The organism is Mycolicibacterium hodleri, from assembly GCF_025822245.1.
Classification (GTDB): domain Bacteria; phylum Actinomycetota; class Actinomycetes; order Mycobacteriales; family Mycobacteriaceae; genus Mycobacterium; species Mycobacterium hodleri.
This window is the reverse complement of record NZ_JACKTL010000062.1, coordinates 48487-72027: the sequence shown is the minus strand read 5'-3', so window position 1 is coordinate 72027 and position 23541 is coordinate 48487. Positions and strand designations below refer to the sequence as shown.

The window sequence follows — 23541 nt, the reverse complement described above, 5'->3', positions numbered from 1 at the left end:
CCGTGGCCCACGCGTTCGAGGCGGCTCAGCTGATGACCACCGCCCGGCAGAAGGAGGGTCTCGACGACTTCGGTCCCCTGCCGTTCGCCGAACCGCTCGGCGTCCTGACCGAGGACTACGCCCAGGCCGATCTCAACGACGTCGGCGCCCACGTCCTGCGCTCCGGGCTGGTGCACAGCCTGCGGATGCGGTTGCGCGCCGAGGAGTGGATCCGGCGGTACCCCGAGATCCTGCGGGAGGAGATCGTCGCGCCGATCGTCGTGGTCGGCATGATGCGCAGCGGCACCACCCTGGTGCAGCGACTGCTCGCCGCCGACGACCGCTTCCACTGCGCGTACGGGTGGGAGGTGGTCGAGACCGCACCGAAGCTCGACTACCGGTGGTCGGATCCCGAGGACCCCCGCATCGTCGTCAGCGAGAAGCGCGAGGCGATCTCGCGCGAACTGGCACCCGAGCTGTTCGCGATCCACCCCATGTACGCCCGCGAGCCGGAGGAGGAGATCGTCTTCCTCTCCGACGCCTTCCTCTCACACGTGCCGGAGTCGGGCGCCCACGTCCCCCGCTACCGGTCCTGGATCGACGGGCAGGACTTCGCGCCCGCGTACGCGTATCTGCACCGAATGCTTCGTTTCCTGCAGTGGCAGAAGCGGATGGTCGGCGCGACCGCCGACCGATGGGTGCTGAAGTCGCCCGCGCACCTGGGCTACCTCGACGCGCTGCGGGCCGAATTCGGCGACCTGCACATCGTGCACATGCACCGCGACCCGCGCGAGACGATCCCGTCGGGCGCGGGCCTCAACGCCACGTTGCACGCGATGCACGCCGATCGGGTCGACCGCCACCGCGTCGGCGCCCAGTGGTTGCAGCGGATGGGGTGGACCAACGATCGGGCGATGGCCACCCGCGACCGCTGGCCGGACGAGGCGACGGTCTGTACCGACGTCGCCTTCGCCGACGCGGTCGCCGACCCGATCGGCCAGGTGGCCCGGGTGTACGACGCGATCGGCCTGCCGCTGACCGCCCACGCCGAGGCGGCGATGCGGCGATGGCTGGCGAACCGCCCGCGCGAGGCACCGCGACCGCCGTACACAGCAGGCGACTTCGGTCTCGACGACGCCCAGATCGACGAGCGCTTCGCCGCCTACGCCACCAGATTCCGTTCTGATTCGTCATCGAGGAGACCACGTTGACCGAGTACACCGCCGACCCCGTCGCCACGGCGTCGCAGCACGAGCAGGAACTGGCGGCACTCGAGCTCGTCGAGCATCCGACGGTCACGGCGGCGTACCGCAGCGTCGCCGAGACGTGGCTGAGTCGCGCGAAGGCGTCCGAGGCGATGCGCGCCCGCTTCGACGCCGCGTTCGCCGAGGTGATGTTCTCCGCGGCGATGTGGTCGTCCAACCAGGACGTGTTGCGGCCGAAGGTCACCTGCATCACCCGGCTCGCGCATCCGGTCGCGGATCGCCGCATACCCGGATCCCGTTGGGGCATCGACAATCCCGACAGCGTGTACCGGGTGATTCCGATCTCCGGTGAGGAACGCTACGAGATTCACGGCCGCGTCGGCGCCCACCGCATGACCGAGAACTACTTCACGCTGTGGGACGCCAACATGGGCACGGTCGCGGTGCTCGACGGCCGCAGGATGGACGTCGAGTCCGACGGGTCGTTCACCGTCACCGTCGACGCCGATCCGCCCGGCGGACGTCCCAACCACGTGCAGTCCACGCCGGCGGCGCACGAGTTCTACATCCGCGACGTCCTGCTGAACTGGGATCGCGACGACCCCAATCACCTGACCGTGCAACGGTTGGGCGGCGCGCCCGTGACCCGGGCTCGCTCGCTCGACGAACAGGCCGAGGCCACCGCGGCGATGATGGCCCACTTCGCCAACTTCACCGGCAAGCTCAGCCACGGCGTCTACAAGATGCCGCCCAACGACTTCAACCTGGCCTGGTCGGCGGACAAGGTCGGCGCCATGCGCAATCAGGTCTACGTGATGGGCCGCTTCGACCTGGGACCGGGCGAGTGCTTCGTCGTCGACGTCGGCGACGGTGGCGCCGAGTACTTCACGGTGCCGCTGAGCAACGTGTGGGGCACCACCCTCGACATCGTCGACCGCACGGGCAGCCTCAACAAGTCCCAGTCCGTGCCCAACGACGACGGCACCTACACCTACGTCATCTCCCCATGCGATCCCGGCGTCGCCAATTGGATCGACTCCGACGGTCTCACCGAGGGCATCCTGACCCTGCGGATGGCCGAATTCGGTGGCGAGGGACCGGCCGACGACCTCGGTGCCCGCGGCCGCGTGGTGTCGCTGGACCGGCTCGAGACCGACGTTCCGACGCTGCGCCGGGTGTCGGAGTCCGAACGCGCAACCGAGCTTGCCGACCGTCGCGCCGCGTATCTGCGCCGCCTGCCCGAGGGGACGATCTGACATGGGCTGCTGGTTGGTCACGGGATGTTCGACGGGCATCGGGCGCGAGATCGCCCGTGCCGCACTGGAGGCGGGCCACTCCGTGGTGGTGACCGCCCGACGCACCGAGTCGATCGCCGACTTCGGTGACGACTTCGGCGATCGCGCCGCGGTCGTCGCCCTCGACGTCACCGACAAGGCCCAGATCGCCGCGGCGGTGCGAATCGCGGACGAGGCCTTCGGCGGCGTCGACGTCCTGGTCAACAACGCCGGCAACGGTTACCTGTCCGCCATCGAGGAGGGCGAGGACGACCGGGTGCGAAAGTTGTTCGACACCAACTACTTCGGCGTGGTCGACACGATCAAGGCCGTGCTGCCCGGCATGCGGGCCCGTCACACCGGGCACATCGTCAACATCTCGTCGATGACGGGTCTGGTCGCGAACCCGCCGAACGGCTACTACTCCTCGACGAAGTTCGCCCTGGAAGCGCTCACCGAGGCGCTCGCCCAAGAAGTGGGGCCGCTCGGCATCAGGGTGACGGCAATCGAGCCCGGCGCCTTCCGCACCGACTGGGCGGCACGGTCGATGTGGGAGTCCTCCACTTCCATCGGCGATTACGACGACAACGTGGGCGCGCGCAAGACGATGATCAAGGAGTTCGCCAACCATCTGCCCGGCGATCCCCGCAAGGTCGCCGAGGCGGTCCTCATGGTGACCACCCTCGACGCGCCGCCGCTGCGCCTGCTGCTCGGCAGGGACGTCCTGAAGGCGGTGCGCGACAAGCTCGCCGCGTTCTCCGCCTCGATCGACGAGTGGGAGACGGTCACCAAGGACGTCAACTTCCCGAAGGGCTCGTGACGGTGTCCGCTCCCGACGGGCAACTCGCGGGCAAGGTCGCCCTCGTCACCGGGGCCGCCCGCGGGATGGGCCGCGCCCACGCCGTCACGCTCGCCAGCAGGGGCACCGACGTCGTGGCCGTCGACGTCTGCGCCGAGTTCGACACCACCGACTACCCCGGCGCCACCACCGACGACCTGGCCGAGACGGTCCGCCTGGTGCAGGCCCATGGCCGCCGAATCCTGGCCACCCAGGCCGACGTTCGCGATCCCGACGCGGTCGCGGCCGTGGTCGCCGACGGCGTGGAACGATTCGGCCGCCTGGACGTCGTCATCGCCAACGCCGGCATCATCCGGGTCAGCGACACCGACCACCGGGCGAAGGCGTTCCGCGACGTCGTCGAGGTCAACCTGATCGGCGCGTGGAACACCGTGGACGCAGCCATCCCGGCGATGGTCGCCGGCGGCCGCGGCGGATCCGTGGTGCTGGTCAGCTCGACCCAGGGCATCAGGGCCGCCGGCACCGAACGCGCGGGCATTCAGGGCTACGCCGCCTCCAAGCGAGCCCTGGTGGCGCTGATGCAGGTGTGGGCCGACCAGCTGGCCGAGCACTCGATCCGGGTGAACGTGATCCATCCCAGCGGTGTCGCGACCGACATGATCCTCAACGAGACCACCATGAAGCTGGCCGCTGCGGGTGACCCGTGGCTGGTCAGTCAGCGCAACGCCCTGCCGATCGCACTGTTGCAACCCGAGCAGATCGCGGCCGCGGTGGCGTGGCTGGTGTCCGACGACGCGGCGTTCATCACCGGCACCTCGTGGCCGTTGGACGCCGGATTCACGCTGAGGAGTTGAGGATCGACCATGACGACCGACGATGACTGGGACGAGACCGTCGACGTGGTGGTCGTCGGCTCGGGCGGCGGCATCACCGGCGCCTACACGGCCGCCCGCGAAGGCCTGTCCGTCGCCCTGGTCGAGGCATCCGACGAGTTCGGGGGGACGACGGCCTACTCCGGCGGCGGCGGAATGTGGTTCCCGTGCAACCCGGTGCTGCGCCGGGCGGGCGCCGACGACGACACGATCGACGACGCGCTTACCTACTTCCACGCCGTCGTGGGCGACCGCACGCCGCGGGACCTGCAGGACGCCTACGTCGAGGGCGGGGCGCGCCTGGTCGAGTATCTCGAGCAGGACGACGCGTTCGCGTTCAAGGTGCTGCCGTGGCCCGACTACTTCGGCAAGGCCCCGAACGCGCGTCTGGACGGCATGCGCCACATCGTGTCCCGAGCGTTGAAGGCGGAGGTCCTCGGCCCCCACGCCGACCGAATCCGCGGACCGCTCGACACCGAACGGCTCGGCACACCCGCGCCGGATCTGCTCACCGGTGGCCGCGCCCTCGTCGGCCGCCTCCTGGCCGCTCTGCTGCGTCATCCGCACGCGTCGGTGCACCTCGAGTCCCCGCTGACCGACCTCGTCGTCGACGACGGCGCAGTGACCGGGGCCGTCGTCCGGCGCGACGGCGCCCGCGTACGGATCCGCGCGCGCCGGGGCGTCCTGCTTGCAGCCGGCGGGTTCGAACACGACACCGAGATGCGCGAAACCTACGGCGTGCCAGGGCGTTCCGCCGATTCGATGGGCGCTCCGGACAACACCGGCGCCGCACATCGGGCGGCCATCCGGATCGGTGCCGCCACCGACCTGATGGATCAGGCCTGGTGGTCTCCCGGATTGACGCACCCCGACGGCCGGTCGACCTTCTCCCTGGGAGCCACGGGCGGCATCTTCGTCGACTCCAACGGTCGACGCTTCGTCAACGAGTCGGCCCCCTACGACCGGCTGGGTCGTGACGTCATCGCACACATCGCCTCCGGCGCAGCGGAATTGCCGTTCTGGATGGTCTACGACGACGCCGGCGGCGAGACTCCGCCGCTGCTGTCGGCGAGCGTGTCGCTCGTCGAGACCGAGCGCTACCGCGACGCGGGGCTGTGGCACACCGCGGACACCCTGGAGGATCTCGCCGCGGCGATCGGCGTCCCACCCGCCACGCTCGTCGACACCGTCTCGCGCTTCAACGCATTGGCGGCCGACGGTCGCGATCCGGACTTCGGCCGCGGCGACGAGGCCTACGACCGCGCGTTCACCGGCGGCGCGTCACCCCTGGTGCCGGTGACAAGGCCGCCGTACCACGCCGCCGCGTTCGGCCTGTCCGACCTCGGCACCAAGGGCGGCTTGCGCACCGACCGCGACGCCCGCGTGCTGGACGCCGCGGGCCGGCCGATCCCGGGCCTGTATGCCGCGGGCAACACGATGGCCGCGGTCAGCGGGACGGTCTATCCGGGCGGCGGCAACCCGATCGGCGCCTCGATGTTGTTCAGCCACCTCGCCGCTCTCCACATGGCTGATCGCACGACTTCATGACACCGACGCCTCCGACGGGCATCATTCGGCCATGCCTTCCTCACTGCAGCGTTACGCCGACCGTCGGGTCCTGATCACCGGAGGTGGCTCCGGTATCGGACAGGCCACCGTTCTGCGCATCCTCGACGAGGGCGGCACCGTCGTCGCTGCCGACATCAGTGCCGCCGGGCTCGACGACACCGTGGCGAAGGCCGACCCGCACGGCGAACGCCTGTCGACGGTCCAGATGGACGTGGGCGACGAGGCGTCGGTCCGCGCCGGGGTGGCCGAAGCGGTCGACGCGGTCGGCGGGCTGGACACGTTGGTCAACGCCGCGGGCATCCTGCGGTCGGCGCACTTCGTCGACACGACGCTCGCCGACTTCGAGAAGGTGGTGCGGGTCAACCTGTTCGGCACGTTCCTCGTCACCCGCGAGGCCATCCCGGCGCTCCGCCGCGGCACCGCGGCCGCCGTCGTCAACTTCAGCTCCACCTCGGCGAACTTCGCCCACCCGTACATGGCGGCCTACGCCGCGTCCAAGGGCGGCGTGCAGGCGATGACCCACGCCCTCGCGCTGGAGTTCAGCAAGGAACGCATCCGGTTCAACTGCGTGCAGCCGGGGTCGGTCTCGTCGGGGATGACCGACGGCGTCGGCGAGTCCAGGCAGAGCGTGGGACCCGGCCTGCCCGACGACATGGACTTCGCGTTGCTCGGAAAGATCATGGCCGTGCTGCCGCTGGAGGACGGCGCGATGTTCGCCAAGCCCGACGCCGTGGCCAGCGTCGTGGCGATGCTCGGCTCCCCGGACGCCTACTGGGTGACCGGCACCGAGGTCCGGGTCGACGGCGGCACCCACATGTAGCTCGGGCCCGAGAATCCAGGGAACCGGACGGCGGCTGGGATAGGTTGGCCGCGGGCCGCCGACCAGGCGGCACGACGTTCGATCGGAAGACATCCTTAAGGCATGCGAGTTGACGGGCGGGACGTTGCCGTTTCCGGCGACCTGTTGCAGCCCCTCGTCCGTCGCACCAACGACATCTTCCGGTTGGCGCTGGCGGCGCTCTTCCTGGTCGTGGTCATCACCGGTTCACTCATCACCCGCCGGGACTGGGTGGCGCTGGAGCGTTCCATCTCGGGGATCGTCGCGCTGCTGACCCCGACGCAGTCGAACCTCGTGTACCTGGCTTACGGCGTCGCCATTCTGGCGCTGCCGTTCGCGATCCTGATCGGGCTGGTCACCGCCCGTCGATGGCGACTGCTCGGCGCCTACGCCACGGCCGCGGCGATCGCCGTTCTGGCGCTGTCGATCAACTCCAACGGCTTCGCGGCGCCGCGCTGGCACTTCGACCTCGACGACCGCCTGCAGACCCTGCTGTCGCAGTTCCTCGACGACCCGCGCTGGATCGCCATGCTCGCTGCGATGCTGACGGTGTCGGGGCCGTGGCTGGAGGCCCGCTGGCGCCGCTGGTGGTGGACGCTGCTGCTCGCCTTCGTGCCCATTCACCTCGTCGTCAGCGCCGTGGTGCCCGCCCGGTCGCTGTTGGGGCTGGCGGTGGGGTGGTTCGTGGGGGCGCTGACGGTGCTGGTGGTCGGGACCCCCGCGCTCGAGGTGCCGCTCGACGGGGCCGTGCGCGCGCTGGTCCGCCGCGGGTTCCCGGTGACCGGGCTGACGGTGATCCGGCCCGCCGGTCCGGGACCGCTGGTGTTGTGGGCGGCGACCGACGACCCCGAGGACGAACCGGGGTCCCGGGCGATCCTCGAGATGTACGGACCCAACCAGCGCAGCGGCGGCATCATGAGCCAGATCTGGCGGCGGGCGCGGTTGCGCAACAGCGAGACCGCTCCCCTGCACGCCTCGATGCGGCGCGCCGTCGAGCATCGCGGCCTGATGGCCATCGCCATCGGCGACCTGGGCGTGGCGAACAGCACGACGGTCGCGCTGTCCGCCCTCGACCGCGGCTGGACGCTCTACGCCCACACCCCCACGCGCGGGGTGGCGCTCGACGAGACCTCCGCCGACGAATCGCTGGTCGCCCCCGTCTGGAAGGCGCTGGCCACACTCCACGGCCACCAGATCTCCCACGGCGACCTGCGGGGCAAGGAGATCACCGTCGACGTCGGCGACGGTGACCCCACGGCGCTGTTCGGCGGGTTCGGCAGCGCCGAATACGGCGCCACCGACGTCCTGCTCCAGGCCGACATCGCCGCCCTGCTGGTGACGACGACGGCGATCTTCGGCGCCGAGGCGGCGGTGCGCGCCGCCATCGCAGAGTTCGACAGGGACACCGTTCTCAACGCCTCCCGCCGGCTCACCAAAGCCGCTCTGCCCAAGCACATTCGCGCCTCGGTGATGGATCCGGCGACCGTGATGTCGACGGCCCGTGACGAGGTGATGCACCAGACGGGTGCCGACCAGATCAAGGCCGAGACCATCACCCGCTTCACCAGGATCCAGGTGATCCAGCTGGTGCTGCTGGTGGCGCTGGTCTACGTCGCCTATCCGTTCATCAGCACCGTGCCCGCGTTCTTCTCGGAGTTGCGCACCGCCAACTGGTGGTGGGCGCTGCTCGGGTTGGCGGTGTCGGCGCTGACGTACGTGGGGGCGGCCGCGGCCCTGTGGGCGTGCGCCTCGGGGGCGGTGAGCTTCCGCAACCTCACGATCATGCAGGTGGCCAACACGTTTGCCGCCACCACGACGCCCGCCGGCGTCGGCGGACTCGCCCTCAGCACCCGGTTCCTCCAGAAGGGCGGGCTCGGCGCGCTGCGGGCCACCGCCGCGGTGGCACTGCAGCAGTCGGTACAGGTGATCACCCACGTGGGGCTGCTCATCTTCTTCAGCGTGATCGCCGGAACGTCGGCGAACCTGTCCCACTTCGTCCCCAAGACCACGGTGCTCTACCTCATCGGCGGCGTGGCGCTCGGCATCGTCGGCGTCTTCACGTTCGTACCCAAGCTGCGACGCTGGCTGGGTACCGAGCTGCGGCCCCGCATCAAGGAGCTGGGCGGTGAGCTCGTCGAACTGGCGCGCGAGCCAAAGCGCCTCGCAATCATCGTGGCGGGTTGCGCCGCGACGACTCTCGGTGCGGCACTGGCACTCTGGGCCAGCGTCGGGGCGTTCGGCGGCGGCACCACCTTCGTCACGGTCACCGTCGTCACGATGATCGGCGGCACCCTGGCCTCGGCCGCCCCCACCCCCGGTGGCGTCGGCGCCGTCGAAGCCGCGCTGATCGGTGGACTCGCCGCGTTCGGCGTGCCCGCCGCGGTCGCCGTGCCGTCGGTCCTGCTCTACCGGGTGCTCACCTGCTGGCTGCCCGTGTTCGTCGGCTGGCCGGTGATGCGGTGGCTGACCAGACGGGACATGATCTGACCGGCTGGCGCACTCTCGCCCGCGGTCGCCGCCGATGGTGTTTGATGACGGGGTGGCAGACCTCAGCCGCAGCCGCACGATAACCGCCCCGCCGCAGACGATCTGGGACGTCCTCGCCGACTTCGGGTCCCTCAGTGCGTGGGTGGACGACGTCGACCACTCCTGCATCCTCACGCGCGGGCCGGGAGGGGCGGCAGCGGGCACGACGCGCCGCGTCCAGGTGGGGCGCAACGTGCTGGTGGAACGCATCACCGAATTCGACCCGGCCGTGGCGCTGGCCTATCACGTCGAGGGCCTCCCCAGCCGGCTGCGCACCGTCGTCAACCGGTGGACGTTGCGGCCGGCCGGCACCTCGACGGAGGTCACGGTGACCAGCACGGTCGACGTCGGCGCGGGCCCGGTTGCCGGCGCGGCCGAATGGGTCGTCTGCCGCGGCATGGCCAAACTGTCCGAGTCGATGCTCACCGGCTTGGCCCGACGAACGGAGCACACCCGTGGCTGACCCGCATCGCCCCGACGTCGTCATCCTGATGACCGACGAGGAGCGCGCCATACCGCCGTACGAGTCGCCGGACCTGTTGGCCTGGCGCCGCCGCGCCCTCGGCGGGCGACGGTGGTTCGACGAGCACGGCGTGAGCTTCGAGCGGCACTACACGGGGTCGTTGGCGTGCGTGCCGAGCCGCCCGACGATCTTCACCGGCCAGTATCCCGACCTGCACGGGGTGACCCAGACCGACGGGATCGGCAAGCGGTACGACGACTCGCGGCTGCGGTGGCTGCGCAGTGGCGAGGTGCCGACGCTCGGCAACTGGTTCCGCGCCGCGGGGTACGACACCCATTACGACGGCAAGTGGCACATCTCGCACGCCGATCTCCAGGACCCGGTCACCGGCGAGACGTTGGCCACCAATGACGACGACGGCGTCGTCGACGACGCCGCGGTTCGGCGTTATCTGGACGCCGACCCGCTCGGCCCGTACGGCTTCTCCGGCTGGGTGGGCCCCGAGCCGCACGGTGCGGCGTTGGCCAACAGCGGGTTTCGACGCGATCCGCTGTTCGCCGACCGCGTGGTGGCCTGGCTGACCGACCGCTACGAGCGACGCCGTGCCGGTGACGAGGCCGCGATGCGTCCGTTCCTCCTGGTCGCCAGCTTCGTCAACCCGCACGACATCGTGCTGTTCCCGGCGTGGCAACGCCGCAGTCCGCTGACCGCGTCGCCGTCGTTGGATCCGCCGCACGTGCCGGCGCCACCGACCGCCGACGAGGACCTGCGCACCAAGCCGGCCGCACAGATCGCGTTTCGCGAGGCGTACTACTCCGGCTACGGTCCGGCACCGGCGATCGGCCGCGGATACAAGCGCAACGCGCAGCAGTACCGCGATCTGTACTACCGCCTGCACGCCGAAGTGGACGAACCGCTCGACCGGGTGCGGCGCGCGGTCACCGAGGGCGGGTCCGAGAACGCGGTCCTGGTGCGGACCTCGGATCACGGCGATCTCCTCGGCGCCCACGGCGGGCTGAATCAGAAGTGGTTCAACCTGTACGACGAAGCCACCCGGGTGCCGTTCGTCATCGCCCGGGTCGGTGCGGACGCGACGGCGGCACGGACCGTCTCGGCACCGACGTCGCACGTCGACCTGGTGCCCACCCTGCTCGGCGCTGCGGGCGTGGACGTCGACGTCGTCGCCGACGTGCTCTCGGAGTCCTTCTCGGAGGTGCACCCGCTGCCTGGCCGCGACCTCATGCCGGTCGTGGACGGCGCGGCCCCGGACGAGGGCCGGGCGGTGTACCTGATGACGCGGGACAACGTGCTCGAGGGTGACACCGGCGCCTCGGCGGCCGCCCGCGGAATGGGTCTGACGGTGAATCCGCCTGCGCCGCTGCGTATCAGGATTCCCGCGCACGTGGCGTCCAACTTCGAGGGCTTGGTGGTGCGCGTGGACGACGCCGACGCCCCCGGTGGTGACGGCCATCTGTGGAAGCTGGTGCGCACCTTCGACGATCCGTCGACCTGGACCGAGCCAGGCGTGCGTCACCTGGCCGCCAACGGCTTCGGCCGCGACGTGTACCGGACCGATCCGCTCGACGACCAGTGGGAGCTCTACGACCTGACTGCCGATCCCGTCGAGGCCGACAACCGGTGGGACGACCCGGCCCTGCACGACGTCCGCGCGCACCTACGCGTGCAGCTCAAGCAGGCGCGGGCCACCTCGGTGCCCGAGCGCAATCGACCGTGGCCGTACGCCGACCGTCAGCCCCCGGCCGGCCGGTCGGGGGGCGTGATTCGTTGGGCGCTCGGCAAGACCCTCTCGCCGAGACAGCACGGGTAGTCGCGCAGACGCCCCACGGGCAACAGTGGGTACTGTCTCGGCGCGCCGACTCACTCCGGCCAGGCGGAGTTGGTGATCACGTCGACGAAGTCGGTTCGCGTGAAGCCGGGCACGAAGTGTTCGAGGACGTCGGCGTTGACGGTGCCGAAGGTGGTGTCCGGGCGGTCGGAGAAGCCGTCGGCGAAGGCCTGCAGGATCTGGGCCTTGAAGTTCGGTCGCGGGTGCGCCGAGGTCACGGCGTCGATCTCCGCGGAGTCGATCGCGTCCAACCGGAGTCCCAGCACGTCGGTCTCCACGCCGGCGGTGGTCGCAGCGATCACCGGGTCCAGCCCGTAGGGCACCTCGGGCGTGGTGTGCAGCGCGATCGCCGTCCACACGACGTCGGTCTCCGGACGCGAGAAGCCGTGTGAGAGCAGGAATTCCCGCGCGGCGTCGGCACTGTCCATCTCGAACCGCTGGGCGGTGCCTCGGTACGGCGGCACCAGCCCGGTGTCGTGGAACAGTGCGGCGACGTACAGCAATTCGGCGTCGGGGGTGATCCCGAATCTGCGCGACTGCAGGCTGCCGAACAGGAACACCCGGCGCGAGTGGTGGAAGATCAACTCGGTGGTGGTGTCCCGGATCAACTCGGTCGCGTCCTTCACCAGCGCGCTGTCCGGTATCGCGACGCCCGCAATGTTCTCGGTCATGATGTGTTCCCTTCGACGTGGCCGGCGGTGGTGCCGGTCTACTCCTTCGACTATCGGTCCGACGGAGGCGCCCGTGCCGTGCGCTTCCAGACATGAAAACCTCAGATATGGACACTGAAGCGCACGACGTCGTGGTCCTGCTCTACGACGGAGTCCAGATGCTCGACGTCGCGGGTCCGATCGACGCGTTCGCCTCGGCCAACGCCTTCGGTGCGGCCTACCGCATCACCCACGCCTCGCTGACCGGTGCCGACGTGGTGGCCAGCTCGGGTGCCCGCCACGGCGCGGACGCGGGCGTCGACGACCTTCCTGCGACGTTCGGCACGCTGCTGGTGCCGGGGTCGCCGAACTGGCAGGCCAGCGTCACCGACACCGCCCTCGTCGCCGCGGTGCGGGACCTCTCCCAGCGCAGCCGTCGCACGGTGTCCATCTGCGCGGGCGCCTTCCCGCTGGCGGCGACGGGGCTGCTCGACGGTCGCCGCGTCGCCACGCACTGGAAGCTGGCCCGCCACCTGGCCGCACGCTATCCAGAGGTGACCGTCGACTCGGCGTCGTTGTTCGTCACCGACGGCACGTTCACGACCTCGGCCGGCGTCACGGCGGGCATCGACCTGGTCCTGTCGCTGATCGAGCAGGATCACGGACCGGTGCTCGCCAGGGAGGTTGCCAGGGACCTGGTCGTGTTCATGGCCCGCCCTGGTGACCAGTCCCAGTTCAGCGTGCGCCTCGACGCGCAGCCCACCGATCACTCCGTGGTGCGCATGGTGATGGACGACATCACCGAGAACCCCCGCCGCAACCACACGTTGGCCAGTCTCGCGGACGGAGCCGGCGTCAGCCCGCGGCACCTGTCGCGCTTGTTCCTCGCCGAAACCGGCCACACCCCACAGCACTTCGTCGACCGGACCCGCCTGGAGGCAGCGTGCGCGGCGTTGACCAGTGGCCACGCGACACTCGACCAGGTGGCCGAGCAGACGGGGGTGGGCTCGAGCGAGTCGTTGCGCCGGCTGTTTCACCGCGAGCTCGGCATCACCCCCAGCGCCTACCGCAGTCGCTTCAGGACGTCCCGGTCGACGTGAACGCTTCGCGGTTGTCGCGGACGAACTCGACGAAGGACTGCGGTTCCCGGCCGATGACGTCGGACAGTTTCTTCGGGTCCGGCACGATCGCCGCGCCGGCGCGCTGGGCCAACTGGGCCCCGACCGCCGAGATGTGTTGTGCCATGGCGTCGTTGACGACGCCAGAAGACATCGAGGCGTCCTCCAACGTTCGCTGCCATTCCCCGGCGGAGATCGGCGCGAACTCGACCGCGCTGCCGATCTCCGCGCTGATCGCCTCGGCGATCTGAACGTGGCTGAGCAGTTCCGCTCCCGGCGGATAGCTGACCTTGGCGCCGGCGAAGCGGTCGGGGTCGACCAACGCGGCGACGGCGAGGTCGGCGGCGTCGCGCCCACCGATCCACGGCGCGGGTGCCGTGCCGAAGCTGTTGGCGAACCGGCCGGTTTCGCGAATTTCCTTGCCGTGCAACACGACGACGTTCTCGTAGAACAGCGCCGCGACCCTGAGCACGGTGGGATCGAGGCCGGCCCAAGTGAACACCTCCTCGGCAACCCACTGCGCGCGACCGAGCGCGCTCGGGCTGTCGGCCGCGGAGGGGCCCATCGACATCACCACGAGGTGGGGCGACACCCCATCGGCCCGCAGCACCGAGGCCAGGTTCGAGGCGGCCGCGACGGCACCCGCGGCGATCGGGTAGGCGAAGTAGACGGCGTCGACTCCCGCGACCGCGTCGACGAGCGTCCTGCGGTCCATCAGGTCGCCCATGACCACCTGAACGCCCCGACGCTCGAGATCGTCCACGTGCGCGCCGCGGGAACGCAGGAACAGTCGAACCGCGCGACCGCGGGCCAGGAGTTGCTCGACGACGCGCCGTCCGGTGCCACCGTGCCCACCGGCGCCGATCACCAGTACGAGCGGCTTCGCTTCTTCGGCCATCAATCCTCCTGGGTATGGTTGACAATACTCAGGTGGAGACGTTACTACGGTTCCCTCGCAGTGCGGGCGGGGGGACTCGAACCCCCACGCTCTTCCGAGCAATGGCACCTAAAGCCATCATGTCTGCCAATTCCATCACGCCCGCAACGCGTGAAATCGTACCTGCATCATCGGATGCCTCTCGGGCAGCGCACGGTCACGTCACGTGCGGCGCGGAGTACGGCTGCCGTGGGCGATCGACCTCGAGCCCTGGCTGACGTCGACCGGGCCACCGAGGAGTGCGCCGGCGGCCACGTCCGTCGCGGTACCGTGGACGAATGTCCACTACACGGCGTAGGAGACCGGCGCTCGTCGCGCTGGTGTTCGTCGCCGCAGCGGGCTGCCTGGTCCTGGCCTGGTGGCAGTGGACGCGCTACGAGTCGGCGTCCGGCTCGTTCCAGAATCTCGGGTACGCCCTGCAGTGGCCCATGTTCGGCGGCTTCTGCTTCTATGCGTACTACAAGTTCGTCCGCTACGAAGAGGCCCCGCCGCCGAGGCCGGACCACGACAAGCCGACCGAGATCCCCGACGGTCTGCTGCCCGAGCGGCCCACGGTCGCCGCGCACCACGACGACGACCCCACGCTTTCCGAGTACAACGCGTACCTGGCCGAGCTCGCCAAGGCCGACCGCCGCCCCGACACCGACGACAGGACCACGACATGAGCAGTCCCGAACCCGACGCACCCGTTGCCGACGAGTCGTCACCGCGGACCCCGAAGGAGCCCATCCGCAAGGCACTGATCGCCTACCGCGTCCTGGCCTGGACCACGGGGCTCTGGCTGATCGCGCTCTGCTACGAAATGGTGCTGAAGTACATCGTGCAGGTCGAGGATCCGCCGAGCTGGATCGGCGTCGTGCACGGCTGGGTGTACTTCGCCTACCTGCTGTCGGCCGCGAACCTCGCCACCAAGGTGCGGTGGCCCATCGGCAAGACCATCGGCGTGCTGTTGGCCGGCACCATCCCGCTGCTCGGCGTCATCGTGGAGCACTTCCAGACCAAGCAGATCAAGGCCGCCTACGACCTCTGAGGCTGCGGCCGGTCAGACCAACGCGCGCAACGCGGGCAGCAGCAGGCCCAGGGCGCGCCCACGATGGGACGCGGCATCCTTCTCCGCCGGGGTCAGTTCGCCCGCGGAGCGATCCGAGCCGGCCGGCACGAAGATCGGGTCGTATCCGAACCCTCCGTCGCCCCGGGGGGCGCGGGCGATGCGGCCGGTCCACTCCCCACGGAACACGCTCTCGCCCGCCGACGACACCAGTGCGCACGCCGAGACGAACGACGCACCGCGCCGGTCGTCGGGAACGTCGTGCAGCTGACCAAGCAGCAGTTGGAGATTGGCGACGTCGTCGCCGTGGGCCCCCGCCCACCGCGCGGAGAGCACGCCGGGCATCCCGTTGAGCGCGTCGACGGCGAGCCCCGAATCGTCGGCCACCGAGGCGAGCCCGCTCGCCCGATACGCATCGCGCGCCTTGGCCAACGCGTTCTCCTCGAACGTGGCACCCGTCTCGGGCGCCTCCTCGAACGGCTCCACGTCGTCGAGTGACAGCAGGCGCAGACCCCCGACGCCGGCGTCGTCGAGCACGCGGCGCAATTCGGCCAGCTTCTTCGGGTTGCGGCTGGCGACCAGCAGAACGGTCAGCTTCCGAACGCCTTCTTGGGCGGCGTCGTCGGCTCCGGCAGCTCGCCCGGGTAGGGCAGCGCAAGTGCGTCGCGCTGCACCACGAACAACTGGTCGCAGGCGGCCAGCGCGGCGTCGAGCATCTTGTCCAGCGTCGTGCGGGGGAAGGTCGCACCCTCGCCGGTGCCCTGGATCTCGACGAGGGTCCCGGTGTCAGTGGCGACGACGTTCATGTCGACCTCGGCGCGGGAGTCCTCCTCGTACGGCAGATCGGTGCGCACCCGCCCGTCGACGACGCCGACCGACACCGCCGCGATGGCGCACGACAACGGCCGCGGGTCCGACAGCCGCCCGGCGGCCGACAGATAGGTGACCGCGTCGGACAGGGCCACGTACGCACCGGTGATGGCCGCGGTCCGGGTGCCGCCGTCGGCCTGCAGCACGTCGCAGTCGATGGCGACCGTGTTCTCCCCCAGCGCCGCAAGGTCGATGCACGCCCGCAGCGAGCGTCCGACCAGTCGGCTGATCTCCTGGGTGCGGCCGCCGACCTTGCCCCGGACCGACTCACGGTCCGAGCGCGTGTGGGTGGCGGCGGGCAGCATCGCGTATTCGGCGGTCAGCCAGCCCAACCCCGAGCCCTTGCGCCAGCGCGGCACGCCCTCGGTGACGCTGGCCGTGCACATCACGCGCGTCTGACCGAACTCGACGAGGACGGATCCGGCCGGATGCTTGGTGAAGCCGCGGGTGATGGTTACCGGTCGCAACTCGTCGTCGAGTCGTCCGTCTTCTCGTCTGGACACCCGCCAACCCTAACCGGTACGGGGTGGTGGCTAGTGCGCCACGACCTCGAACGCCTCGTTGCACACGACGGCGTGCACCGGTCCGTCGAACTCCGCCTTGGCCTCACTGATGACGTCCTCACGCGACGTCCACGGCGGGATGTGGGTCAACAGCAGCTCGTGCACCCCGGCCTTGGCGGCCACGCGGCCCGCCTCGGTGCCCGAGAGGTGCAGCTTCGGCGGCCGGTCGGCGGCGTGCGTCCACGACGCCTCGCAGAGGAAGACGTCGGCGCCGGTGGCCAATTCGATCAGCTCGTCGCAGTAGCCCGTGTCACCGCTGTAGACCAGCGTCGCCCCGGACGGATCGGTGAAGCGCATGCCGTAGGACTCCGTCGGATGACACACCAAGCGGGGCAGCACGTTCAGCGCCCCGATCTGGACCGCTTCACCGTCCACCCACTGGTGAATGTCGAAGATGTCGGTGAAGTCGTCGATCTCACCACCCTCCGGTGAGGACGCCGCGCCCAGCCGCGACCACGTGTCGGCCGGTCCGTACATCAGCGCTCGGCCCTTGGGGGGTGTCGGGTGATAGCGACGCCAGACGAACAGACCGGGTAGGTCCAGGCAGTGGTCGGCATGCAGGTGCGAGAGGAGGACGTTGACGGTGCCGGGGTCGGCGTGGCGCTGCAGTGCGCCGAGCACTCCGCCGCCGAAGTCGACGGCCAGCGGCGGGGTGTCCGGCGCCGTGACCAGGTACCCGGAAGCAGGCGAATCCGGCCCGGTGACGCTACCGGAACAGCCCAGTACGGTGACTCGCACGCCCATCAGCTTGCCATGCCCGATCCGCGCGTGACGAAAACATCAGTGCAATTCGTTCCCAGTGTCATGAACCGGGCGAATCGTGAGCTCTCAGCTGGCCCGACGCCCACCGAGACGGCGCCCGCGGCGCGACGCGATTGTGGCGAAAGCCTCGTGTCAGCAAAGCGCAACGGATGCTCAGACGGCCGAGCGTGGCGCGATCTTCGGCGTGCGCTTGGCCCTCGTTCGTCGCTCGGGACCCGAGAGCACGTACGCGGCGAAGACGCCGGCGATGCCACCGCACAGGTGGCCCTGCCACGACACCCCGAACGTGCCGGGCAGCGCGCCCCACAGCACGCCCCCGTAGACGAGGAAGACCACGATTCCGACGACGATCTGCCAGGCGTGGCGGGTGAAGAACCCGAACACGATCAGGAACGTCAACCAACCAAAGATCAGCCCGGAGGCACCGATGTGGTTGGTCTCCACACCGGCCGGGGCGCCGAGGTTGCCGATGAGCCACGTGCCGAGCCCACCGAGGATCCACACGATGGCGGTCGCGTAGACGAACCGGGCCATTCCCGCGAGTGAGACCAGGAAGCCGAGGACCAGCGCGGGCACGGTGTTGGCGGCGAGGTGCGCCCAGTTCGCGTGGAGCAGCGGGGCCCAGAGGATTCCCCACAGTCCGTCCACCTCGAGTGGCCGGATGCCGTCCTGCTCGAGTCGACTGCCGGACACCTGGTCGACGGCCTCGACGACGTACAGCAGCGCCACGAACGCGAGGACGGTGGCGCCGCCGACCATCCAGCCGGGTTTCTTCGGGTTCGCCGTGAGACCGGTTCCACTCGTCGCCATTGCCGCCCTTCCGCTCCCCAACGAGGCTACCGGCGCGCGCCGGGACCCACTACGTCGTGAACGCTCCCGGCAGCAGGTCGCGGTAGCTCGGCACGCCGGCGATCGTCTCGGCGGCCAGCACCGCGGCGAGCACCGCGCTGGCCAGGCAGTCGGCGGCGGCCGCGCCGACGCGCGTGGTCAACGTGGTCTCCGGCGACATCGCGGCCGGGACGTCGGATGCGGGTGCGACCTCGACGGCCCCGGTGGACAACGCGAAGACGGTGTCGCCGTCGAGCGGGGTGTGCGACGGCCTCGTGGTGCGCGCCAAGCCGTCTTGGGCGGCGACGGCCACGCGCTTGCACGCCGACTTGCTCAGCGCGGCGTCGGTGGCGACGACGGCGATCGTCGTGTTCAGGGGTGACAGTTCGGCGTCACGGTCGGCCAGCGCCGCGATCTGATCGGCGGGTGGCGGGGTCAGGCCCCAGTCGGCGACCAGGTCGGCCATCCACGGCAGTCCGGTGCGCGGGTCGACCACGTTGCCCGCCGAGTTCACCACCACGACCGCGCCGACGGTGACGCCGATGTCGTCGAGAACCACCGACGCGGTGCCCAGACCGCCCTTGAGCACGCCGGCTCGGGCACCCACCCCCGCGCCGACGTTGCCCATCGGCACCTCGACGCCGGCGGCGTCGGCCGCGGCGGCGCCGAAGTCGGCGGTCGGGCGGCACTGCCACCCGCCGACGGGAAGGTCGAAGATCACCGCGGCGGGCACGATCGGCACCAGGCCGCCGTCCATCGCCACCCCGCGATCGTGCCGTTCCAGCCACTGCATGACGCCGTCGGCGGCCGCGAGTCCGTAGGCACTGCCGCCCGTCAGCACGACGGCGTCGACGTAGCGCACGGTGTTGGCGGGGTCAAGCAGGTCGGTCTCCCTGGTGCCTGGCGCGCCGCCCCGCACGTCGACCGCGCCGGTCGTGCCCGGCGGGACCAGGACCACGGTGGTGCCGCACGCCCACCCGGCACCCAGGGTCGCGTCGGGATCCAGCCGGTGATGGTTGCCGACGAGGATGCCGGACACGTCGGTGATCGAGCCCGGCACGTCTACTTCTTGCCCATCAGCCCGAGCACCAGATACTCCTGCAGGACGGTCAGCCACTGGTACACGTCCAGGTGGCCCGCCATCGGATGTTCGGCCGGCAGGTGGTCGGGGCCGTCGGCGCCGATCTCGAGCATGGTCCCCAGCGCCAGCCGGAGGTCGTTGACGCAGGCGGCCCAGCAGTGCGCGTCGTCCTCGGCGATCTCGAACCGACCCCCGCCGGCGGGCAGCGTGGCGAGCATCCGTTGTCCCGCATGGCGTTTCGCCTCGATGATCTCGGGCTCGTGCAGGCTGCGGAGCGCGCTGTTGAGGCTCTCCGCGGTGCGCGAGCCCGCCGGGTGGTCGTGCTGCGGGCGGAAGAAGTCCGGTAGCAACCGCAACATCGTGTCGTCCTCGGGCGGCTTCGAGTGGCCGGTCCGCATGCCGGTGAGTTCTTCGAGTTCGTCGGTGGGCGAGGACGTTTCGCGGTCGACGAGCATGTCCATCAGCGAGTTGACGAGGCTCTGCAGCAACGTCGCCTCGTGCGCCGCGAGGGCAGACCGAAACCGCGTCCCCTCCGCGGTTTCCACACGCTTCCACTTACGCACGTTGGACGGGCTCAACGATCCTGCTGCATGGTGGCCCAGAGGCCCGCCGCATGGAGTTTGGTCACGTCGACCTCCATGGATTCCCGACTTCCCGCCGACACCACGGCCTTGCCTTCCTCGTGCACCTGCATCATCAGCTTGGTCGCGTGCGGTTCGCTGTAACCGAAGAGCTTCTGGAACACGTACGTCACGTACGACATGAGGTTCACCGGATCGTCCCAGACAAGGGTGACCCACGGACTCTCGGTGGCCACTTGTTCGTCCGTGGTGGTCTCCACGTCGCGTTCCACGCGAGTCCCAGGCTTGGTTCGCGCCGGGGTAACCATGCCGCCAAGAATAGACACCCGTCTCGGCGACGGTCCCAACGGCTACGGTTGGCGCTGTGACTTTCCACGAGCCCACGCGCGAGGAGTGCGCGGTGACGGCTTTGCTCACCGACAAGTACGAGCTGACGATGCTCGCCGCGGCGCTGCGTGACGGCACGGCCCACCGGGGGACGACGTTCGAGGTCTTCGCCCGCAGACTTCCCGACGGCCGGCGCTACGGCGTCGTCGCCGGGACGGGGCGATTCCTGGAAGCCCTGCCGCGCTTCAGGTTCGACGACGCCGCACTGGCCCTGGTGGCGGACTTCCTCGACGAGACGACGCTGGCCTATCTGGCCGACTACCGGTTCACCGGCGACGTTGACGGCTACCCCGAGGGCGAGCTGTACTTCCCGGGCTCCCCCGTTCTGTCGTTGCACGGCTCCTTCGCCGAGTGCGTGCTGCTGGAGACCCTGGCGTTGTCGATCCTCAACCACGACTGCGCGATCGCCTCGGCGGCGGCCAGGATGGTCAGCGCCGCGGAGGGCCGGCCGCTCATCGAGATGGGCTCCCGGCGCACCCACGAGATGTCGGCCGTCGCCGCCGCGCGCGCCGCCTATGTCGCGGGTTTCAGCGGATCGTCGAATCTGGAGGCGCAGCGCCGCTTCGGCGTCCCCGCGCTCGGGACCAGCGCGCACGCGTTCACGCTGCTGCACACCTCCCCCGACGGGCCCGACGAGCAGGCGGCGTTCCGGGCGCAGGTCGACGCCCTCGGCGTCGGCACCACGTTGCTCGTCGACACCTACGACATCACCGCCGGGGTGGCCAACGCCGTCGCCGTCGCCGGCCCCGAGTTGGGCGCGGTTCGCATCGACTCGGGCGACCTGGGCGTTCTGGCGCGCCAGGTCCGCGCCCAGCTCGACGAGCTAGGTGCGCCGAACACGCGGATCGTGGTGACCAGTGACCTCGACGAGTTCGCGATCGCCGCGCTGCGGGCCGAGCCGGTGGACTCCTATGGCGTGGGTACCTCGCTGGTCACCGGGTCGGGCTCCCCCACGGCGGGCATGGTCTACAAGCTCGTCGAGGTGGACGGCGTGCCCGTCGCCAAGCGCAGCAGCCACAAGGAGTCCCACGGCGGCCGCAAGCAGGCCTACCGGCTGGCCAAGCCCACGGGCACCGTCGTCGAGGAGGTCGTCCAGTTGGCCGATCAGCCCGCGGTCGAGGCCGACGGATTGGTCGCCACGGCGCTGGCCCACCCGCTGGTGCGCGGCGGTGAGGTCGTGGCCAATTCCGACCTGCAGTCCGCGCGGGCCCGCGTCGCGGCGGGACTGGTCAGCCTGCCCTGGGACGGGTTGGGCCTGTCCAGCGGCGAGCCCGCGATCCCCACCCGCATGGTCGACGCCACGCGCCGGGCCTGAGGAGGAGTCACGGGCGACGTCAAGGAGCTGTTGGACAAGGCCGTCACCGCGCTGGGCGGCACCGAGCGCAGCGGCCAGATCGAGATGGCCGAGGCCGTCGACCACGCCTTCGAGAGCGGCGAGCACCTCGCGGTCCAGGCCGGCACCGGCACCGGCAAGTCGCTGGCGTACCTGGTGCCGGCGATCAAACGCGCGATGGAGCGGGCCGAACCGGTGGTGATCTCGACGGCCACCATCGCCCTGCAACGCCAGCTGTTCGACCGCGACCTGCCCCGGCTGGCCGACGCACTCACCGGCGAGGTGCCCCGCCGCCCGGAGTTCGCCCTGCTCAAGGGACGCGGAAACTACCTGTGCCTGAACAAGGTTCACAACGGTGCCTCCGACTCCGACGACCTCCCGCAGGACGAGCTGTTCGACGCCGTCGCGACGACCGCGTTGGGCCGCGACGTCAAGCGCCTGATCGAGTGGGCCTCGGACACCGAGTCCGGGGATCGCGACGAAGTGGTGCCCGGCGTCGCCGACCGGTCCTGGAGTCAGGTCAGCGTGTCCGCCCGGGAGTGCATCGGGGCGGCCCGGTGCACGTACGGCGCGGACTGCTTCGCCGAGAAGGCCCGCGGCACCGCCGCCACCGCGGACATCGTCGTCACCAATCACGCCCTGCTGGCCATCGACGCGATCTCCGACATCAACGTGCTGCCCGAGCACCAGCTGCTCGTGGTCGACGAGGCCCACGAACTGGTCGACCGCGTGACCAGCGTGGCCACCGGCGAGTTGTCGGCGACCATGCTGGGCATGGCGCTTCGGCGCTCGGCGCGACTCGTCGACCCGGAGACCGCGGAACGCTTCGAGGCGTCGATTGCGACGTTCACCTCCGCGCTCTACGACTGGGAACCCGGTCGCAAGGACGTCCTCGACGAGGAGATGGCCACCTATCTCACCGCGCTGCGGGATTCGGCGGACCGGGTGCGGACGGCGATCGACACCGCCCCGACCGATCCCAAGGCGGCGGCCGCCCGCAACGAGGCCGTCACGGCGCTCAACGACGTCAGCGACACCGCGTCGCGCATCCTGGTCTCCTACGGCCCGGCGATTCCGGACCGCACCGACGTGGTGTGGCTGGACCAGGACGAGGTGCGCGGCAACCGACGGTCGATATTGCGGGTGGCACCGTTGTCGGTGGCAATGTTGTTGCGCAACAGGCTCTTCGAGCAGTCGACGGTGATCCTCACCTCGGCGACGTTGACCATCGGCGGCACGTTCGACTCCATGGCCCGGTCCTGGGGTCTGGCCGGCGCGGAGGCGCCCACGTGGAAGGGCGTCGACGTCGGATCGCCCTTCGCCCATGCGAAGTCGGGCATCCTCTACGTCGCCGCGCACCTGCCCCCACCCGGCCGCGACGGCACCGGCTCGACCGAACAGCTCGACGAGATCGAGGCGCTCGTCACCGCGGCGGGCGGCAGGACGCTGGGGTTGTTCTCGTCGATGCGGGCCGCCAAGGCGACCGCGGAGGCCATGCGCGCCCGGCTCGACACGCCCGTGCTCTGCCAGGGTGAGGACACCACCACGGCGCTGGTCCGCCGCTTCGCCGCCGACGACGCGACGACGCTGTTCGGCACGCTGTCGCTGTGGCAGGGCGTCGACGTGCCGGGGCCGTCGCTGTCCCTGGTGCTGATCGACCGGATCCCGTTCCCCCGCCCCGACGATCCGCTCGTCACGGCCCGCCAGCGGGCGGTGGCCGCCCACGGCGGCAACGGGTTCATGGCGGTCGCCGCCACCCACGCGGCGCTGCTGCTGGCCCAGGGCGCCGGTCGTCTGCTCCGCAGCGTCGACGACCGGGGCGTGGTGGCGGTCCTGGACTCGCGGATGGCGACCGCACGCTACGCCGGCTTCCTTCGCGCCTCCCTGCCCCCGTTCTGGGCGACCACCGATCCCAGCCAGGTGCGACGGGCGTTGGAACGCCTGCGCGAGGGGTAGGCCCGGCCCCGGAACATGGGATCGGGGTCCCTGGCGCTCACTATCCTGGCCTGGGT

The 23541-nt window shown here is 70.4% G+C and carries 23 protein-coding genes and 1 tRNA gene; 14 read left to right on the top strand and 10 right to left on the bottom strand.

What is annotated here, in order from left to right; genetic code table 11:
* Window positions 1–2: 2 nt before the first annotated feature.
* The 9 genes from H7J06_RS25965 to H7J06_RS25925 all read left to right on the top strand — a co-directional run bounded on the left by H7J06_RS25965 (window position 3) and on the right by H7J06_RS25925 (window position 11353).
* Window positions 3–1190 carry a sulfotransferase family protein gene (locus H7J06_RS25965; protein ID WP_264042292.1) on the top strand — a complete coding sequence of 396 codons (1188 nt, stop codon included), beginning with the start codon at window positions 3–5 and terminating at the stop codon, window positions 1188–1190.
* Window positions 1187–2440, top strand: coding sequence for a hypothetical protein (locus H7J06_RS25960; protein ID WP_264042291.1), 1254 nt, complete (start codon window positions 1187–1189; stop codon window positions 2438–2440). The genes H7J06_RS25965 and H7J06_RS25960 overlap by 4 nt, the downstream gene beginning before the upstream one ends.
* Window position 2441: 1 nt before the next feature.
* Complete coding sequence (locus H7J06_RS25955; protein WP_264042290.1) at window positions 2442–3278, top strand: oxidoreductase; 837 nt, start codon at window positions 2442–2444, stop codon at window positions 3276–3278.
* Window positions 3275–4111: a mycofactocin-coupled SDR family oxidoreductase gene (locus tag H7J06_RS25950; protein ID WP_264042289.1), complete on the top strand. Its 837-nt coding sequence runs from the start codon at window positions 3275–3277 to the stop codon at window positions 4109–4111. The genes H7J06_RS25955 and H7J06_RS25950 overlap by 4 nt, the downstream gene beginning before the upstream one ends.
* Before the next feature lie 9 nt (window positions 4112–4120).
* Window positions 4121–5677: an FAD-binding protein gene (locus H7J06_RS25945; protein WP_264042288.1), complete on the top strand. Its 1557-nt coding sequence runs from the start codon at window positions 4121–4123 to the stop codon at window positions 5675–5677.
* Between the two features lie 31 nt (window positions 5678–5708).
* On the top strand, window positions 5709–6518 hold the full coding sequence (locus tag H7J06_RS25940; protein ID WP_264042287.1) for an SDR family NAD(P)-dependent oxidoreductase: 810 nt from the start codon (window positions 5709–5711) through the stop codon (window positions 6516–6518).
* 102 nt (window positions 6519–6620) lie between these two features.
* Window positions 6621–9023, top strand: a complete 2403-nt coding sequence (locus tag H7J06_RS25935; protein WP_264042286.1) for a lysylphosphatidylglycerol synthase transmembrane domain-containing protein — start codon at window positions 6621–6623, stop codon at window positions 9021–9023.
* A gap of 34 nt (window positions 9024–9057) precedes the next feature.
* Window positions 9058–9525 (top strand): SRPBCC family protein, encoded by a 468-nt coding sequence (locus H7J06_RS25930; RefSeq protein WP_264042285.1) that lies wholly within the window; start codon window positions 9058–9060, stop codon window positions 9523–9525.
* A gap of 28 nt (window positions 9526–9553) precedes the next feature.
* Window positions 9554–11353 carry a sulfatase-like hydrolase/transferase gene (locus tag H7J06_RS25925; protein WP_264042331.1) on the top strand — a complete coding sequence of 600 codons (1800 nt, stop codon included), beginning with the start codon at window positions 9554–9556 and terminating at the stop codon, window positions 11351–11353.
* A 50-nt stretch (window positions 11354–11403) separates the two neighbouring features.
* Here the strand turns inward: H7J06_RS25925 and H7J06_RS25920 are convergent, their stop codons facing one another.
* On the bottom strand, window positions 11404–12042 hold the full coding sequence (locus H7J06_RS25920) for an HD domain-containing protein (protein ID WP_264042284.1): 639 nt from the start codon (window positions 12040–12042) through the stop codon (window positions 11404–11406).
* A 92-nt stretch (window positions 12043–12134) separates the two neighbouring features.
* On the opposite strand from H7J06_RS25920, the gene H7J06_RS25915 reads away from it, so the two are divergent.
* On the top strand, window positions 12135–13121 hold the full coding sequence (locus H7J06_RS25915; RefSeq protein ID WP_264042283.1) for a GlxA family transcriptional regulator: 987 nt from the start codon (window positions 12135–12137) through the stop codon (window positions 13119–13121).
* Here the strand turns inward: H7J06_RS25915 and H7J06_RS25910 are convergent.
* Both H7J06_RS25910 and H7J06_RS25905 read right to left on the bottom strand, forming a co-directional pair.
* Entirely contained in the window at window positions 13099–14037 is a 939-nt protein-coding gene (locus H7J06_RS25910) for an NmrA family NAD(P)-binding protein (protein WP_264042282.1), read from the bottom strand. The two genes, H7J06_RS25915 and H7J06_RS25910, sit on opposite strands and share 23 nt — an antisense overlap.
* A gap of 61 nt (window positions 14038–14098) precedes the next feature.
* A tRNA-Leu gene (locus H7J06_RS25905) sits at window positions 14099–14182 on the bottom strand.
* A 172-nt stretch (window positions 14183–14354) separates the two neighbouring features.
* Here H7J06_RS25905 and H7J06_RS25900 point away from each other — a divergent pair.
* Both H7J06_RS25900 and H7J06_RS25895 read left to right on the top strand, forming a co-directional pair.
* Window positions 14355–14741, top strand: coding sequence for a hypothetical protein (locus tag H7J06_RS25900; RefSeq protein WP_264042281.1), 387 nt, complete (start codon window positions 14355–14357; stop codon window positions 14739–14741).
* Window positions 14738–15106 carry a DUF3817 domain-containing protein gene (locus tag H7J06_RS25895; RefSeq protein WP_264042280.1) on the top strand — a complete coding sequence of 123 codons (369 nt, stop codon included), beginning with the start codon at window positions 14738–14740 and terminating at the stop codon, window positions 15104–15106. Before H7J06_RS25900 ends, H7J06_RS25895 begins: the two co-directional genes overlap by 4 nt.
* A gap of 12 nt (window positions 15107–15118) precedes the next feature.
* Here the strand turns inward: H7J06_RS25895 and rdgB are convergent, their stop codons facing one another.
* From rdgB to clpS, 7 genes are all read right to left on the bottom strand, one after another.
* On the bottom strand, window positions 15119–15718 hold the full coding sequence (gene rdgB / locus H7J06_RS25890) for an RdgB/HAM1 family non-canonical purine NTP pyrophosphatase (RefSeq protein ID WP_264042330.1): 600 nt from the start codon (window positions 15716–15718) through the stop codon (window positions 15119–15121).
* Complete coding sequence (rph, locus tag H7J06_RS25885) at window positions 15715–16497, bottom strand: ribonuclease PH (protein ID WP_264042279.1); 783 nt, start codon at window positions 16495–16497, stop codon at window positions 15715–15717. The genes rdgB and rph overlap by 4 nt, the downstream gene beginning before the upstream one ends.
* A gap of 30 nt (window positions 16498–16527) precedes the next feature.
* The gene (locus H7J06_RS25880; RefSeq protein WP_264042278.1) at window positions 16528–17301 is read right to left on the bottom strand and encodes a cyclic nucleotide-degrading phosphodiesterase; all 774 of its coding nucleotides are present in this window, start codon (window positions 17299–17301) and stop codon (window positions 16528–16530) included.
* Window positions 17302–17472: 171 nt separating this feature from the next.
* On the bottom strand, window positions 17473–18129 hold the full coding sequence (locus H7J06_RS25875) for a rhomboid family intramembrane serine protease (protein WP_264042277.1): 657 nt from the start codon (window positions 18127–18129) through the stop codon (window positions 17473–17475).
* A gap of 49 nt (window positions 18130–18178) precedes the next feature.
* The gene (locus H7J06_RS25870; protein WP_264042276.1) at window positions 18179–19207 is read right to left on the bottom strand and encodes a P1 family peptidase; all 1029 of its coding nucleotides are present in this window, start codon (window positions 19205–19207) and stop codon (window positions 18179–18181) included.
* A gap of 2 nt (window positions 19208–19209) precedes the next feature.
* Window positions 19210–19791 carry an oxidative stress transcriptional regulator AosR gene (aosR, locus tag H7J06_RS25865; RefSeq protein ID WP_264042329.1) on the bottom strand — a complete coding sequence of 194 codons (582 nt, stop codon included), beginning with the start codon at window positions 19789–19791 and terminating at the stop codon, window positions 19210–19212.
* A gap of 11 nt (window positions 19792–19802) precedes the next feature.
* Window positions 19803–20117, bottom strand: coding sequence for an ATP-dependent Clp protease adapter ClpS (clpS, locus tag H7J06_RS25860; RefSeq protein WP_264042275.1), 315 nt, complete (start codon window positions 20115–20117; stop codon window positions 19803–19805).
* A 56-nt stretch (window positions 20118–20173) separates the two neighbouring features.
* On the opposite strand from clpS, the gene H7J06_RS25855 reads away from it, so the two are divergent.
* Both H7J06_RS25855 and H7J06_RS25850 read left to right on the top strand, forming a co-directional pair.
* Entirely contained in the window at window positions 20174–21511 is a 1338-nt protein-coding gene (locus tag H7J06_RS25855; protein ID WP_264042274.1) for a nicotinate phosphoribosyltransferase, read from the top strand.
* A gap of 84 nt (window positions 21512–21595) precedes the next feature.
* A complete protein-coding gene (locus tag H7J06_RS25850; RefSeq protein ID WP_275079929.1) occupies window positions 21596–23485 on the top strand; it encodes an ATP-dependent DNA helicase in 1890 nt (629 codons plus the stop codon).
* Window positions 23486–23541 lie beyond the last annotated feature (56 nt).